This window comes from Candidatus Manganitrophaceae bacterium (assembly GCA_016200325.1).
Lineage (GTDB): Bacteria > Nitrospirota > Nitrospiria > SBBL01 > Manganitrophaceae > Manganitrophus.
Map to the genome: position 1 here is coordinate 431,995 of JACQEZ010000011.1, position 13,902 is coordinate 445,896.

Consider the following 13,902-nt stretch of genomic DNA (forward strand, 5'->3'; position numbering starts at 1 on the left):
TTGAGGCGCCATGCAGATTGTCAACAAGACATTGTCGATCGTCCTGGCCGGCGGGGTTGGCTCGCGTCTTCACCCACTTACCGCCGACCGGGCAAAACCGGCGGTTCCGTTCGGCGGAATCTACCGGATTATCGATTTTACCCTCTCAAATTGTCTTCACGCCGGCCTGCGCCGGATCTTGATCCTCACCCAGTACAAATCGCACTCGCTCCATAAGCATCTGCGGGACGGCTGGTCGATCTTTATTCCGGAGATCGGCGAGTTCATCACCGCCGTCCCGGCTCAGATGCGGATGGGAGAGGGATGGTATGCCGGAACGGCCGACGCGATCAATCAAAATCGCTTTTTATTGGAGCGAAGCGGCGCCGAATATGTCCTAGTACTCGCCGGCGATCATATTTATCGAATGGATTACGCCTGGATGCTCGAAGAGCATGTGCGCCGTAAATTAGATGTGACCGTCGCCTGCATGCCGGTGCCGATCTCCGAAGCGCACGCGTTCGGAGTGATGGAGGTCGATGACGACCTGCGCATCCGGCATTTTGTCGAAAAATCGGCGGCCCCCCCCACCATGCCGGGCGATTCCCAGCGGGCGCTCGCTTCCATGGGCGTTTACGTTTTTAGTCTCCCCGTTCTTCTCAAGGTCTTGGCCCAAGATAACGGAGATGTCTCCTCGGGCCATGACTTCGGAAAAAACATCCTGCCGCGGATCATCAATACGCTCACCGTCGGCGCCTACGGCTTCGGTGGCAAGGAGGGGCGGGTGACCCGCGACGGCTACTGGCGCGATGTCGGAACGCTCGATGCCTACTACCAGGCCAACATGGATCTGCTCGATCCGGTCCCCCCGATCGACCTTTATCAGCAAGACTGGGGGATTCGAACCTATCATGGTCAGTACCCCGCCGCCCGGATGGCCCCCGGTTCGTCCGGGGAGGTCGGCTCGGTTGTCAACACCATGCTCGGCGGCGGGGATGTCATCATCGGCGCCAAGGTGATCCACTCCATCCTCTCGCCGAACGTCTGGGTGGAATCACGGACGATCATTGAGGATGCAATCCTCTTTGAAGGGGTCCATGTCGGAGAAGGGGCGCGGCTGAGGCGCTGTATCATCGACAAAGGGGTCCGGATTCCATCGGGAGAAACGATCGGCTGCGACCAGGATCGTGACCGCAGCCGAGGCTTCACCCTCTCGGAAGGGGGGATCGTCGTGGTTCCAAAGGAATATCAATTCTAGAACGGTGAAAAAGAGGGAGCCGGGGAGAAATCACAGGTTCGATCCCGTGCCTCCCCGGCCGCTTTCATTATTTCGATCGGACGATCTGAATTTTCTTGATGACGACGTCGGTTTTGGGGCGGTCCCGCTCATCGCGCGCGGTGTTGGCGATCTTCTTGACCACATCCTGCCCTTCAATCACTTGGCCGAAGATCGTATGGCGGTTGTTGAGCCAATCGGTTGTCCCATCGGTAATGAAGAACTGACTTCCGTTGGTGCTCGGTCCGGAATTCGCCATCGCCAGCCGGCCCGGCTGATCGAATTTTAAATTCGGCGAGAATTCGTCCTCAAATTTATAGCCGGGGCCGCCTGTTCCATTCCCCAGCGGATCGCCTCCCTGGATCATGAAGCCGGGAATCACCCGATGGAAAACAAGGCCGTCATAGAGCGGCCGTTTGACCTTTTGCTTCGTCTTCGGATCGGTCCACTCTTTCGTCCCCTCGGCCAGCCCGACGAAATTGGCGACCGTCTTCGGCGCCTCCTTCTCGAAGAGCTGTATCGTCATCGTTCCTTGCGATGTCTCCACCACGGCATAAACGCCAGCAGGGAGCTTCTTCTCCTCGGCGGAAGCGGAGGGAATCAGGGAAAGACCGATAATGACAAAACCAAATGTCCAGAGAAGCAGCTGCATTCAAACCTCCTTGTGTCAGCGTGAATAATCGGGTGATCTTAATATAACTCGGCGTCGTTGGCAAGCCGAGGGGAGTCAAGGGCAAGCCGAGAGAAATCAAGTCCGGCCCTGATGCCGAGCGCTCGATGTAGAGAGGGGCCCCTCGCCGCGGGCATTGCGTGTTCAATGAAGAACCCTAGGGAGAGGGCTGCTGCAAGAGATCCAATGGGGCCGAGACTGGAAGATATAAGATGGCGACCGAAACGCGCAGATCTCGGTTTAGTTAAAGCCCAAAAAGATGAAAAAACATTGTAAAGATCAAATATACAGAAATGAGGCGGCGGGGGGCTACTCCGACTCAACGAATTTGACCGAGGGGCTAGTATTTTATGTGTGATATCAAGTAGAATAAAAAACACATCAACGGATCTGTCGCGTATGAAACGATTATTGACGTTCACCTTGAAAGGAAGAAAAATGGAGAAAAAGGGGGCTGCTCCAAGCGATGTGAAGGTGGAATTCCCTCTCAGCGCCGTCATTGATATGTATTCATTTTTTGAAGAGATCAAGGAAAAATGGGCCGGCGATCCGGAGCTTCACGAATCGATCAATAATTTCGAGTTGGAAATCAAAAAAGACGATTTTCATTATCGGATGGGACAGATTTCGATGAAAGATCTGCTCAGAGATTACAAAATGGATGATCTCTACCATCAGGCGAAAGCAGAGCTCTCGCTGAATGACGCATTCCGCCTCTTTACCTCTTTTCTCGAACTAGAGCAGCGGCTTCCTGCGAAGGTGACGAAAGACATCGACTATCAAAATAAGCGTGCCTGCTTTATGATGGCTCTGGAAGAGAACAAGCTGAGGGCGCGTGAGTGGAAAGAGATGCGCCCCTTTCCGCTGGTCCGGCTCAGCTTCGACATCGAGGGCGATACCCAGGCCGACGTCATCCCGATCCGCCCGCCGAACCAGAACCATAATACCAAAACGAAACGAAAATAAGCCCGCCGTACGGCTGTGTATTAAGAAAACCAGTGGCCACTACTCCTGGCAGAACTTTTCGAGCTCCTTCGGCTCAATCTCTGTAAGGCTCATTACAATCCGATCCGCTTTTCCCTCCAGCTTCTCCCGGGAATAAGAGTTGGTGACCGCAAGGCATCGCATCCCGGCCAAGCGGGCCGCCGCCACCCCATGTAAGGAATCTTCGATCACCACACACTCGCTCGGTGCGATCGGCGGATTCGGCACCGGCGGCCGCTCATTCAGTTTTGCCAGGGCGGTGAGGAAGGCCTCCGGATGCGGCTTGCCGTTTTTGACATCCTGGGCGCTCACAATAACCGGAAAAGCCGACCGCATTCCGCCTTTATCAAGCGCAAATTTGATCTCGCCGCGAAACGCCCCGGAGGCGATCGCCAGCCGATAGGCCCCCTCCGCCTTCCTCACAAACTCCACCACCCCCGGATAGAGATAGAGCGCCTGCTGCGAGAGGGTCCGGTAGAGGGCCATCTTTCGGATGATTAAACCTTTGAGGATTTTGTTGTCGATCGGACGTTGGTGCGCGGAGAAGGCGGTCTCAAAGCAGCCTTTGTCATCCATCGCGAGGTATTTTGAATAATACTCTTCCTGGGAAAGGGAGATCCCCTCTTCCTGCAGGATCTGCTGGAGCGCTCTCATATGGTGCGGCTCGCTGTCGACGATCACCCCGTCGCAGTCAAAAATAATCGCTTTCAACATAAGACTCCTTTAAAAAAGCCTAAGGATAAAGAAAGCGGCGGAGGAGATCAAGCTTTTTTAGGCGATTCCGATCCGTAGAGGAGAAGGGGTGCGAAGGGGATTGTTGCATTCGATCTTGCTAGGTCTCGGCGCGTCGGGTGAGCCTCTCCGCGGCCGGGGACGTCGTCGCCTGCCGGATCGCCTTGATCCGATCGAGAATGGGCGGGTGAGAGTCGTTGAGGATCACATGGAGCGGATGGGGGGTCAGGTTGGAGAGGTGATTGACCGCAAGCTTCTTTAACGCGCTGACCATCGCCTCCGGCTGCTCAAAGGTCTCGGCGGCAAACCGGTCGGCCTCATACTCATTTTTCCGGGAGAACGCCTGGACGAAGACCGAGAGGATCGACTCGATCGGGGTGAAGAGGAGGCCGAAGAAGACCAGCCCTGCATAGACCGACCGCGCCTGCATATAAAACGCATCATAGAGGCCGGTGTGGCTGATAAAGATCGACAGCAGGAAGAGCATCACCCCCGTCTGGAGGATGCCGAGCGCCATCCCCTGAACGATGTGACGTTTCTTGTAGTGGCCGATCTCATGCGCGAGGACCGCAACCAGCTCCGGAACCGTCTGCTTTGCAATCAAGGTATCGAAGAGGGCGATTCGCTGATGCCGGCCAAAACCGCTGAAGAAGGCGTTTGCCTTGCTGGAGCGGCGCGAGCCGTCGATCACGAAGATCTGCTCAACCGGAAAATGAACCGACCGGGCGTAGGAGAGAATCTGCTCCCGCAGCTCCCCCTCACCGAGCGGCGTGAACTTGTTAAAGATCGGCATGATCCAGGTGGGGGCGATAAATTGGACGAAGAGGAGAAAGAGGGTCGTTGCAATCCAGGCATACATCCAGGCGGCCGCTCCCGCATATTGAAAGAAGGCGAGGAGCCCCGCCAGCAGCGGCGCGCCCAAAACAATCCCCAACGCCAGCCCCTTCAGGAGATCTTTGAAAAAGAGGGCCGGCGTCATCTTATTGAAGCCGAATCGCTCCTCGATCACAAAGGTCCCGTAGACCCGGAAGGGAAGGGAGAGGAGTCCGCGCAGCAAAATCAACAACCCAATGTAGATCAGACCGGTGAAGATCGGGCCGAATCCGGCAGCCCGGACCGCCCGGTCGAGGAGATTGAACCCGCCGATGAACCAGAAGGCGAGCAGTGCAATCAGGTTCACCGTGGCGGTGATGATTCCGAACCGCGTCGTCACCCGGGTGTATTCCTGCGATCGACGATAGGCCTCCGGATCGTAGGTCCCTTGAAACTCCCGCGGCAATTCGGTCTGCATCGCCCTGAGGTTCAGGAAATCGGCGAGGAGGTTTAACCCATAATCGATCAAAAGGGTTAAAAAAATGATGATGCTATAGAGGTTCATCAATCACCCCAGGGGGAAAAGGATTGGGCCGAGTGAAAAGGACGCTCCGTCTCATTATAAATGAATGACGTGACCCTCGGAAGCCCCGGTTTCTGACCAGATCGGGCGAAGAAGATCCGAAACGCGGCCATGTCCCGAAACTACCTCTCCGGCTTCCGAAGGGGACGTCGGCGCTTCCTCTCGACGATCAACGCTTTTTTTTCGGCCCGAGACAGCGCTTTGATCTTTCCCTCTTGAATCAACGCATCGGATCGGCTTGTGCAAGAGGCTTCATAAAGAAGGGTCACCGGCAGTCGGCTGCGGGTGTAGCGGGAGGCGCGGCCTGTATTGTGCTGGCGGAGACGGCGGTCGAGGTTGTTGGTGATTCCGGTATAGAGCGAGCCGTCGCTGCATTCCACGATATAGACCCGCCAGGGTGAATCAGACGGCATCCCTTGGTCCAAGGGGCCAGCCTTATTTTTGGCCAACGTGCTTCCTGCTTTTGAAACCGGTAAATGCGCAACGCGGCATGTTTAAAGAAAAGCGATCTTATTTGGATTGATTGGCAATCACTTTTTGAAGCGTTTTGCTCAAATCTTCCATTTTGTACGGTTTTGCGATGACCCCTTTAAACCCATATCGGGTATAGGCGGCCATAATCGGATCGTTGGAGTAGCCGCTCGAGACAATCGCTTTGACCTCGGGGTCGATTTCGAGTAACTTCTGAAGCGCCTCTCTCCCTCCCGTTTTTCCCGGAATCGTCAAATCCATGATGACCAGATCAAACGGCCGACCCGACTCCATCGCCTCCCGGTAGCGAAGGTTCGCCTCTTTTTCGTCTTCGGCGAAGCCGGCGTCATATCCGAGGAATCCCAGCATCTCCCCCGCCACCTTTCGGATCGCCTCATCATCGTCCATGACCAAGATTTTTCCTTTCCCCCGACGCGGTATCTCCGCCGTCGCCGATGCTTCCATCTTTTTTGAGGAGGCCGGCAGATAGATTGAAAAGGTCGATCCCTTTCCCACTTTGGAGTGGACCGTCATATGCCCATGATGCTTTTTGACGATCGAGCAAGAGGTGGAGAGGCCGAATCCGTTTCCCTGCTGCTTGGTTGTAAAATAAGGATCGAAGATTTTGTCGAGGTGCTCGCGCTTAATCCCCACCCCGAAGTCTTGGATGGAGAGATGGATATATCGCCCGGCCGGGATCGGAAGCCGCTTCTGGGTTTTGGTTGCGACATAGTTCTCGGCTCTAATATGGAGCGGCCCCCCCTCCGGCATCGCCTGTTGCGCATTGATGGCCAAATTGTTGAGGACCTGGCTGATCTGCCCTTCATCGATATCGACCGGCCAGAGCGCTTCTGATATGAAAAACTCCGGACGGACATTCGATCCCCGGAGTGCAAATTGAATCGAGTGTTCCAGAAGGGGTTTTATCGCGAGGGTCTTCTTGATCGGGGTCCCGCCCTTTGAAAAGGTCAGCAGCTGGTAGGAGAGATCGCGCGCCCGCAAAGAGGCGGTCTCGGCATCTTCGACGCGCCGATAGAGGGGATGGACCGGATCGAGCTCCATCTTGATTAAGGAGAGATTCCCCAAGATGGCGGTCAGAATATTGTTGAAGTCGTGCGCGATGCCGCCGGCGAGCAGACCGACCGCCTCGAGCTTGCTGATCCGGAGGAGGTCCTCTTCCTTCTTTTTCTCATCGGTGATGTTCCGGAAGACCAGCACCACGCCGATGATCTCTCCTTGTTGATCCCGAATCGGGGCGGCGCTGTCGGAAATGATCCGCTCCGTTCCGTCCCGGGAGATTAAAATCGTCGGGTTCGGCGGGGTGACCGTGGCGCCGGTCTCCAGCGCCCGGGTCACCGGATTTTCCAGCGGCTGTCTGCTCTTTTCGTCGATGGTGGAAAAGACCTGATGGAGCGGTTGACCGAACGCCTCTTCTTGAGCCGTTCCGGTGAGTCCTTCGGCGACCTGGTTCATTAAAACGATCTTTCCCGCCGTATCGGTCGTGATGACCCCGTCGCAGATCGAGCGGAGGGTCACCGTCAACCGGGTCTTCTCCGCCGCCAGCGCCTCTTCCGATCGCTTTCGTCCGATCACCACCCCTAACTGGGAGGCGAGCGTGGAGACGAGTCGGATCAGCCGCTCATCTTCTTCGCGTGACGCCGAGACATACCATTCCAGGACCGCCATCACCTGATCGCCGGCCAAGACCGGAACGGCAAATCCCGATTTGAGCCCGGCCTCGCCGGCGATCTGCGCCCGGAGGCAGCGCTCCGCCTTCGACAGGTCCCGCACCCAGATCGGCTGTTTTGAGGAGAAAGCGGCCCCCGGGAGCCCCTCTCCCGGGTGAAGAATCGTCTCCTTGCTGGTGATCCGGAGCTTTTCGAATCGACCGGTTCGCTCCCGCCGATACCAAACGGGGCTGCAGGCGAGCGCGTTTCCGTCGGGCTGCGGGATCCAGGCCTGTCCGATCTCCCATCCGGTCGCCTCGCAAATTTTCTCCATCATCACGCAGAGGGCGGTGGCGAGGTTCGGCGATTCGCTGACCGCCAGGGAGATGGTCCGAAGGAGATGGACCTCCTCTTCGGCCCGCCGCTGCTCGGTGATGTCTCTTGCGACGCCGATCATTCGCACCGGATTTCCGGTGTCGTCGAAGAACGGTTCTCCTTGGCCGGCGATCCAATGCACGCTGCCGTCGGGCCAGACGATCCGAAATTCGTGACGAAACATCCGGCGCGCCGCAATCGCCTCCGCCAGAACTCGATTCAGCTCCGCGCGGTCTTCCGGGTGTAAGCGTTCCTCGAATTCCGCATAGGTCCCCTTGAAGGCTCCGGCCGGAAAACCCCATAACTCCTCGTGGCCGCGGGACCAGACGAGCTGACCGGTTGCGATACTCCAATCCCATATTCCGATTCGCCCCGCCTGGAGGGCCAGCCGAAGCCGTGTCTCGGCTTCCCGCAACGCCTCTTCGGCCCGCTTTCGTGCCGTGATATCGCGGGCGAAAGCGACATGAAACTCATATTCTCCAAGACGGAGGTGCTCTGCGGAGACCTCCACCGGGAAGAGGGTTCCATCTTTTCGGCGATGCAACGTTTCGAGGAGGACCGTATCGACCTCCTCTTGTTGTTCTTGTTTCCAAACCCGCTCCCACCGCTCTCTCGGATAGATCGGATCGATGTCCCAGACCTTTAGACGGAGCAGTTCGTCGCGGGTATAGCCGAGCGAGCGGCACGCCTGCCGATTGACATAGGAAAAGCCGGCCTCGCGGGTCATAAAAAAGACGGCATCCGGCGCATGCTCCATCGAGAACTCGAACCGTCGGCGCGTCTCCTCCGACGCTCTCCGCTCGGCATTTTTCTCTCGGAGTGTCTGAGTGATGTCGACCAGCTCTTCCGGCCGTTCCTTGACCCGCCGTTCCGACTCGTCCATTCCTTCCCAGCGCCTCTCCTGTTTCTTGTGCCCGATGAATCGTCAGAGCACCCTAATATACTGGACATAGCTTACGGTAAATGATTCTATGGAAGGAGGCCATCATAACACTAAAAAATAGGTCAATCAATATAATGGCAATATACAGACAGGCTGTGAAACCATGCCGACCTTTTCCTCGATGCAGCGCTTCGGCGAATCTCTCGGGTGAAAGCTAAACGAAGAAATCGGGAAGGAGCGGGGCGCCCGGGGAGATTGCATAGCGGTCGAAATCGGTGATCCCGGTCACACGGAGCAGATCCTCATCGACAAAGAAGTTCCCGCTGTAGTCGCGGCTGGGTCGCGTCAGAACAACGTGAGCGGCATCGGCCATGATTTCGGGGGAGCGGCAGCCCCGGAGCGCGGCGTCCCCTCCCAGCAGGTTTTTGACCGCGGCGGTCGCAATGGCGGTGCGCGGCCAAAGGGCATTGACGGCGACCCCGTTTGCTTTGAACTCCTCGGCCAGCCCCAGGGTGCAGAGACTCATCCCGAATTTAGAGAGGGAGTAAGCAAGGTGCGGCGCAAACCATTTCGGATCTAAATTCAACGGCGGGGCGAGGGTGAGGATATGCGGATTGGCCGATCGGACCAGATGCGGCAGGGCCGCCTGTGCGCAGAGAAATGTCCCGCGGACGTTCACCTGTTGCATCAGATCGAAACGCTTCATCGGAGTCTGCAACGTCCCGGTCAGCCCCAAGGCGCTCGCGTTATTGACCAAGATGTCGATTCCGCCGAAAGTCTCCACCCCTTTTTTAATGGCCGAGGCGACTTGCTCTTCGGACCGAATGTCGGTGGGACAGGCGAGCGCTCGTCCGCCGGCGGCGATCATCTCCTCCGCGGCGCTGAAGACTGTGCCGGGAAGCCGCTCGGTCGATGCAACTGTTTTCGCCAGAAGGATAATGTTTGCACCATCGCGCGCCGCCCGCAGACCGATCGCCTTTCCGATCCCGCGGCTCCCGCCGGTAATGACGATGGTTTTTCCCTTTAAGCCGGACATCACCGGTCTATCACCTCCACCTCGCACCGCGCCCGCGCCTCTCCCGCCTCGCCGATCGTCGCCTCGAAAATCCGGTAATCGGTCTCTCTCATCCCAAGCGTGCGATAGGTCTGCTGTGCGCGATGATTTTCCTTCTCGACATAGAGCCGGAAGCCGCAGACATTCCCCTGCGCCGCGGCCCGACGCCGGACCTCCGCATAGAGCCTTTTGTAGACCCCTTTCCCCCGGTGGGGCGGCGAGACGTAGACGCTCTGGATCCACCAGAAGAGGCCGTTCCTCCAATCACTCCATTCATACGTCACCAGCAGGCCGCCGATCACGACGCCGTCTGTTTCGACGACGAGGTAGAAGCCGTACTGCGGCTGCTTCAAGAGGGAGGCGACCCCGGCGCAGAGCACTTCAATCGTCAGCTCGCGTCCCTCCGTCTCCTTCGCCATCGCATGGTTAAATGCGACGAGCGACGGCGCATCCCGCTCGGTTGCGGGCCGAATCAGAAGGTCTTCGATCATTTCTTCTCTTCTTTCTCAAGCTTCAACGCGGCGGAGTTAATACAGTAGCGCAGCCCGGTCGGCGCAGGACCGTCCGGAAAGAGGTGGCCCAGATGCGCTTCGCAGGAGGCGCACATCACTTCCACGCGCCGCATGCCGTGGCTGCGGTCTTCCTCGGTTTGGATTCCTTCCGCCGAAATCGGCTCCCAAAAGCTTGGCCAGCCGGTTCCCGATTCATACTTTTTCTCGGCGCTGAAGAGGGCGTTCCCGCAGCAGACGCAGCGAAAAACGCCTTCTTCCTTGCTGTTGTAGTACTCTCCGGTAAACGCCCGCTCGGTCCCCTTCTCTCGTGTCACCCGGTATTGCTCCGGGGTGAGCTCCTTTTTCCACTCTGCTTCGGTTTTGGTCACTTTCTTTTTCATCAATCGACTCCTTTCCTTTCTGCTTCGATGGCTCCATTTATGATAGTCCGAATCGCGCAGGGGGTCAAACGTTTCGATGCGGTTGTGCCTCGGTCGGCCCCCTTATCCGATCCGAGGAGGAAGGCCTTCCCCGATCGGGGGAATTGTATGCGAGTTGCATCCGCAATAAAATAAAAATGAGGTAGTAAATGCGGCTCATTCCTGTGAAAGGAAAAGGCCGGTCATTAAAGAGGGAGGAAATGATGTCAACCCTATCGAAGAGCGTGTTGACGCTCGGAATCATTTTTGTCATTATCGGAATTTGGGGATTCTTTCAGAATCCCATCTTGGGGCTGTTCCTGGTCAATACTCCGCACAATTGGATTCATCTGATCTCAGGTATCCTGGCCATTGTTTTCGCATCGAGTGGTGAAGTCCAGGCGAGACAATTTTCCAAGGTGTTTGGTGTGATCTACGGCCTGCTCGCCCTGGTCGGGTTCTTTATGCCGAGAATCCATTCTCTCGGATTTATGGTGATGAATAGAGCGGATGATTGGCTTCACCTGATCCTTGCGGCGGCGTTTCTCTATTTCGGTTTTAGCCGGGTCTATGGGACCCATCGGCCGATGCACGGAGCGCCGGCCCGAGGTTAACGAGCGTGAAGGCGCCGGTTGCGTTGGCTGATCAGGGGGGCGCAGACGGCCCCGCGATCCATGTCAAAGACGTTTACAACCGCACCTTCATTTTCCGGCCGCCGGTGATCTCGAACTGTTGGCGTTCATAAAACCGGACGCTTCCCTCAAAGGCGGGAAGGGGCGGGGTGCAGACTTCGAGCCGGGTCCATCCCTTTTTCTTGCCGTGATGGACGGCGGCCGCTAACAGCGCTTTCCCGATTCCTTTGGCGCGGTGGGCGGGATTGACGTAGAGCTCTTGGATGATTCCGAAGGCCCCTTCCGTATACAGCGCATGGCTCTCACAAAGGGTGATGAATCCGATCGGCGCTTCCTGATCGGTCGAATCGATCTGAACGGCCTGGTAGATCGTATAGATCTCCTGCTCCAAGAATCGTCGGCATCGCGCCGCGGTCTCCGAGCGGTCGATATGAAACTGCTGCTCGCCGATCGCCTCGGTGATTTCATCGGTGAGTGCTTTCACCATTGAGGCGATCGGGTTGGCCTCATCCGGAAGCGCTTTTCTGATTTGAATGGTCACGGTTTCGGTCACCGAAGGTGGAGGAGGCGGGGCTATCGCTTTAGGATTCCGCCGAGGAAGTTTTGCACGGGGTTGTCGCCGTTCAGACCGTATGCCGCGGTCGGCTTCTCATTTTTATCATAAACGACCAGGGTCGGCTCCCCGTCGGCTCCCACCTGGAGCTTCGCACGGAGCTGACCTTGTTGGTTGACCAATTCAAAAGCTTCGGCGCGCACCGCCTTGACCGGCGCCGCGGCCTCTGCATCAAGCGGGCGGATTCCATCAAAACGGGTTGCAACGCTTCCCAATGCCAGGCCGGCGAGGAAGCCAAGCGGCCACAAAAACCCAAATCGTTTCATTATGCTCCTTTCCTAGAACGCCCTCATTCAATCGCCGAGCGATCTTTTCCGCCCCCCTTCTATTTACAAAAGGGACCGGAAAAGGGATCATTACCGAGCGCCGCTTTCCGTGAGCGATGCGATCTCTCTCACGAGGATCTCCTTGGCTTTTCTTGCGTTGTCGAGCAGCCGATCGATCTTCCTCCGCGTGGCGTCGCTTGGGGCGGTGGGGCGGGCATCGAGAAGCTCGGCCTCTTCCTCCTCGGCCAGGTTGAGAAAATACTTTTTCTCTATTCGGTTCAGCCGCTGCTCAATCACCTTATCGAAGATGTCATGGCCCAGCGCATAGTCGATTAAGGTCTTGTTGGCATGCCGGAAGACAAACTGCTCGAAATCTTCCCTCTCCTGCTGCGTCATCCCTCTCCTCCGTCTATTCCCTGGCGTTGTGTCGTTTGAAATCGATCTTGATCATCCGAGGAAGACTCTGCTAAGATTTGGCTCTCTTTACTCTTTAACGGGGACGGACATGGATTATCTTTTTTCAAAGGAAGCCCTTTCAATGTATTTTCGGATCTGGGAGCGGACGAAAAAAGGGGAAGAGCTCTCGGGGGACGCGGAGATGATTGCCGATGTGATGCGGCTTCATCCCGAATTCGACCGCTTCTGGCCCCAGGGAGAGGCCGCTTTCCAACCCCAAGAGATCGATGATTACATCGTCAATCCGCTGGTCCACACCGGACTTCATGTGTCGGTGGAGAAGCAGCTCTTCCACCAGGAGCCGGAGGAGGTGGAGCAGGTCTTCAAAGCGCTCCTCGAAAAAGGGCTCCCGCGCCATGAGGCGATCCATCATATCGCCGGCCTTTGGGGGCAGCTTTATTTCACCTCCGTTCGCCGCGGCGGACCGCTGGAGGAGGGGACCTATGTCGAAGAGCTCAAGGCGCTGATGGAGCGGGAGACCCGCGCCTAGGATGTTCCGGTCGGCGCGTCGGGCGAGGCCAGCTTCCCCTGGACCCGATTGAGCCGCGCCTTCATCTTCTCCGTCGGAATCATATCCCCTTTTTGACCTCCGATTTCGATCCCCTTCTCGTAAATGGCTCTCGCCTCTTCCAGCTTTCCGATCTTCTCCAGGCAGCGCCCTAAAATTTCATACGCCGCGGTGTAGTCGGGCTTGATTGCGATCGCCCGGCCCATCGAAGCGGCCCCCTCCTCGAAGAGCCCCTCGTCATAACAGGCCTGTCCCAATCCGAAGTGGGTAATCTCGCTCTTCGGATCGAGCTCGACCAGCTTCCTCATCCGCTCCAGGCGGGTCACGAGAAAACGTCCTTCCTTATAGAAGCTGATGATTTTTGAAGAGCAGCTCCCGGACGACCACCTCCCCGCCGTCGTTGGAGATGATTCGGCGGTATCCCGGAAGATAGGTCCCCTTCAGCTCGAACGGCCGATCGGTAAAGCTCTCGACCTGGGTCACCGCGCCCTCGGGCGAAAAGTAGAAGACGACATAATGGGTCGTGAGGAATTTCCCGTCGGAGGTGGTCATCGCCTCCTCGATATTGATCGTAAACTTCATCTTTCCCATGCCGCGGGAGATCTGCTGGATCCGATCGTCTTTAATCCGATAGCGGGAGCTCATTCCATCGCCATTGATGGCGATCTGGCGGCCGAGCGGATGGTCCGCTGTGGCTTCCGCAAAGCTCAGGGTATATTTCCCGTCGGATTCGTCGAAGGAGCGGTGGGCCCGATGAACCGCCATCATGCCGATCTGGTTCTGGGCCCATTTCACCAGCCCATCCTCGGCGGGAAGGCCTTCGAGGGTGACCTCCGTCTCTTTGGGCGATTTGATTTTGACCTTTCCCTTCGTCGTCTTTCCGTTCTGGTTCACGACCAGATCGGCTGAGAAACCGGGAAAGTCTTTCCCCCAGCGGGAGGTTTTCTCAAATGCGCTCCGAAGCAGCTCCCTGGCCGCTGGATCATCCTGAATATTCGTTTCCGTTTGCGATCGCTGATAGAGTTCCATG

General features: G+C 57.1%; 17 protein-coding genes. 4 read left to right on the forward strand and 13 right to left on the reverse strand.

Annotated features, from left to right (window positions below; all coding sequences use genetic code 11):
* The first annotated feature begins 10 nt into the window (after window positions 1-10).
* Window positions 11-1,237, forward strand: a complete 1,227-nt coding sequence (glgC, locus tag HY282_09935) for a glucose-1-phosphate adenylyltransferase (GenBank protein MBI3804066.1) — start codon at window positions 11-13, stop codon at window positions 1,235-1,237.
* A 67-nt stretch (window positions 1,238-1,304) separates the two neighbouring features.
* Here the strand turns inward: glgC and HY282_09940 are convergent, their stop codons facing one another.
* A complete protein-coding gene (locus tag HY282_09940; GenBank protein ID MBI3804067.1) occupies window positions 1,305-1,907 on the reverse strand; it encodes a peptidylprolyl isomerase in 603 nt (200 codons plus the stop codon).
* A 417-nt stretch (window positions 1,908-2,324) separates the two neighbouring features.
* Between HY282_09940 and HY282_09945 the strand changes: the two genes are divergently transcribed.
* The gene (locus HY282_09945; protein MBI3804068.1) at window positions 2,325-2,891 is read left to right on the forward strand and encodes a hypothetical protein; all 567 of its coding nucleotides are present in this window, start codon (window positions 2,325-2,327) and stop codon (window positions 2,889-2,891) included.
* A 39-nt stretch (window positions 2,892-2,930) separates the two neighbouring features.
* On the opposite strand, the gene HY282_09950 is transcribed toward HY282_09945, so the two are convergent.
* From HY282_09950 to msrB, 7 genes are all read right to left on the reverse strand, one after another.
* Window positions 2,931-3,623 carry an HAD family phosphatase gene (locus HY282_09950; GenBank protein ID MBI3804069.1) on the reverse strand — a complete coding sequence of 231 codons (693 nt, stop codon included), beginning with the start codon at window positions 3,621-3,623 and terminating at the stop codon, window positions 2,931-2,933.
* Between the two features lie 118 nt (window positions 3,624-3,741).
* Window positions 3,742-5,019, reverse strand: a complete 1,278-nt coding sequence (locus HY282_09955) for a M48 family metallopeptidase (GenBank protein ID MBI3804070.1) — start codon at window positions 5,017-5,019, stop codon at window positions 3,742-3,744.
* 140 nt (window positions 5,020-5,159) lie between these two features.
* Complete coding sequence (locus HY282_09960; protein MBI3804071.1) at window positions 5,160-5,450, reverse strand: GIY-YIG nuclease family protein; 291 nt, start codon at window positions 5,448-5,450, stop codon at window positions 5,160-5,162.
* A gap of 97 nt (window positions 5,451-5,547) precedes the next feature.
* Window positions 5,548-8,433 carry a PAS domain S-box protein gene (locus tag HY282_09965; GenBank protein ID MBI3804072.1) on the reverse strand — a complete coding sequence of 962 codons (2,886 nt, stop codon included), beginning with the start codon at window positions 8,431-8,433 and terminating at the stop codon, window positions 5,548-5,550.
* Window positions 8,434-8,647: 214 nt separating this feature from the next.
* Entirely contained in the window at window positions 8,648-9,469 is an 822-nt protein-coding gene (locus tag HY282_09970; protein MBI3804073.1) for an NAD(P)-dependent oxidoreductase, read from the reverse strand.
* Window positions 9,469-9,978: a GNAT family N-acetyltransferase gene (locus tag HY282_09975; protein ID MBI3804074.1), complete on the reverse strand. Its 510-nt coding sequence runs from the start codon at window positions 9,976-9,978 to the stop codon at window positions 9,469-9,471. The genes HY282_09970 and HY282_09975 overlap by 1 nt, the downstream gene beginning before the upstream one ends.
* Window positions 9,975-10,379, reverse strand: coding sequence for a peptide-methionine (R)-S-oxide reductase MsrB (gene msrB, locus HY282_09980; GenBank protein MBI3804075.1), 405 nt, complete (start codon window positions 10,377-10,379; stop codon window positions 9,975-9,977). The genes HY282_09975 and msrB overlap by 4 nt, the downstream gene beginning before the upstream one ends.
* Before the next feature lie 239 nt (window positions 10,380-10,618).
* On the opposite strand from msrB, the gene HY282_09985 reads away from it, so the two are divergent.
* Entirely contained in the window at window positions 10,619-11,011 is a 393-nt protein-coding gene (locus HY282_09985; protein MBI3804076.1) for a DUF4383 domain-containing protein, read from the forward strand.
* A 73-nt stretch (window positions 11,012-11,084) separates the two neighbouring features.
* On the opposite strand, the gene HY282_09990 is transcribed toward HY282_09985, so the two are convergent.
* The 3 genes from HY282_09990 to HY282_10000 form a co-directional block, all read right to left on the reverse strand.
* Window positions 11,085-11,516: a GNAT family N-acetyltransferase gene (locus HY282_09990; GenBank protein ID MBI3804077.1), complete on the reverse strand. Its 432-nt coding sequence runs from the start codon at window positions 11,514-11,516 to the stop codon at window positions 11,085-11,087.
* A gap of 86 nt (window positions 11,517-11,602) precedes the next feature.
* A complete protein-coding gene (locus HY282_09995; GenBank protein MBI3804078.1) occupies window positions 11,603-11,908 on the reverse strand; it encodes a hypothetical protein in 306 nt (101 codons plus the stop codon).
* Window positions 11,909-11,998: 90 nt separating this feature from the next.
* Window positions 11,999-12,304 carry a hypothetical protein gene (locus HY282_10000; protein MBI3804079.1) on the reverse strand — a complete coding sequence of 102 codons (306 nt, stop codon included), beginning with the start codon at window positions 12,302-12,304 and terminating at the stop codon, window positions 11,999-12,001.
* Between the two features lie 142 nt (window positions 12,305-12,446).
* Between HY282_10000 and HY282_10005 the strand changes: the two genes are divergently transcribed.
* The gene (locus HY282_10005; GenBank protein MBI3804080.1) at window positions 12,447-12,854 is read left to right on the forward strand and encodes a DUF1841 family protein; all 408 of its coding nucleotides are present in this window, start codon (window positions 12,447-12,449) and stop codon (window positions 12,852-12,854) included.
* On the opposite strand, the gene HY282_10010 is transcribed toward HY282_10005, so the two are convergent.
* Both HY282_10010 and HY282_10015 read right to left on the reverse strand, forming a co-directional pair.
* Entirely contained in the window at window positions 12,851-13,180 is a 330-nt protein-coding gene (locus HY282_10010) for a tetratricopeptide repeat protein (protein ID MBI3804081.1), read from the reverse strand. The two genes, HY282_10005 and HY282_10010, sit on opposite strands and share 4 nt — an antisense overlap.
* A gap of 34 nt (window positions 13,181-13,214) precedes the next feature.
* Entirely contained in the window at window positions 13,215-13,901 is a 687-nt protein-coding gene (locus tag HY282_10015) for a DUF3386 family protein (GenBank protein MBI3804082.1), read from the reverse strand.
* Between the last annotated feature and the right edge of the window lies 1 nt (window position 13,902).

Coding starts and splice junctions, on each gene's coding strand:
- HY282_10015 (MBI3804082.1), bottom strand. CDS start 13,901: ATGGAACTCTATCAGCGATCGCAAACGGAAACGAATATTCAGGATGAT.
- HY282_09975 (MBI3804074.1), bottom strand. CDS start 9,978: ATGATCGAAGACCTTCTGATTCGGCCCGCAACCGAGCGGGATGCGCCG.
- HY282_10005 (MBI3804080.1), top strand. CDS start 12,447: ATGTATTTTCGGATCTGGGAGCGGACGAAAAAAGGGGAAGAGCTCTCG.
- HY282_09990 (MBI3804077.1), bottom strand. CDS start 11,516: ATGGTGAAAGCACTCACCGATGAAATCACCGAGGCGATCGGCGAGCAG.
- glgC (MBI3804066.1), top strand. CDS start 11: ATGCAGATTGTCAACAAGACATTGTCGATCGTCCTGGCCGGCGGGGTT.
- HY282_10010 (MBI3804081.1), bottom strand. CDS start 13,180: ATGAGGAAGCTGGTCGAGCTCGATCCGAAGAGCGAGATTACCCACTTC.
- HY282_10000 (MBI3804079.1), bottom strand. CDS start 12,304: ATGACGCAGCAGGAGAGGGAAGATTTCGAGCAGTTTGTCTTCCGGCAT.
- HY282_09945 (MBI3804068.1), top strand. CDS start 2,325: ATGAAACGATTATTGACGTTCACCTTGAAAGGAAGAAAAATGGAGAAA.
- HY282_09940 (MBI3804067.1), bottom strand. CDS start 1,907: ATGCAGCTGCTTCTCTGGACATTTGGTTTTGTCATTATCGGTCTTTCC.
- HY282_09950 (MBI3804069.1), bottom strand. CDS start 3,623: ATGTTGAAAGCGATTATTTTTGACTGCGACGGGGTGATCGTCGACAGC.
- HY282_09995 (MBI3804078.1), bottom strand. CDS start 11,908: ATGAAACGATTTGGGTTTTTGTGGCCGCTTGGCTTCCTCGCCGGCCTG.
- msrB (MBI3804075.1), bottom strand. CDS start 10,379: ATGAAAAAGAAAGTGACCAAAACCGAAGCAGAGTGGAAAAAGGAGCTC.
- HY282_09965 (MBI3804072.1), bottom strand. CDS start 8,433: ATGGACGAGTCGGAACGGCGGGTCAAGGAACGGCCGGAAGAGCTGGTC.
- HY282_09960 (MBI3804071.1), bottom strand. CDS start 5,450: ATGCCGTCTGATTCACCCTGGCGGGTCTATATCGTGGAATGCAGCGAC.
- HY282_09955 (MBI3804070.1), bottom strand. CDS start 5,019: ATGAACCTCTATAGCATCATCATTTTTTTAACCCTTTTGATCGATTAT.
- HY282_09970 (MBI3804073.1), bottom strand. CDS start 9,469: ATGTCCGGCTTAAAGGGAAAAACCATCGTCATTACCGGCGGGAGCCGC.
- HY282_09985 (MBI3804076.1), top strand. CDS start 10,619: ATGATGTCAACCCTATCGAAGAGCGTGTTGACGCTCGGAATCATTTTT.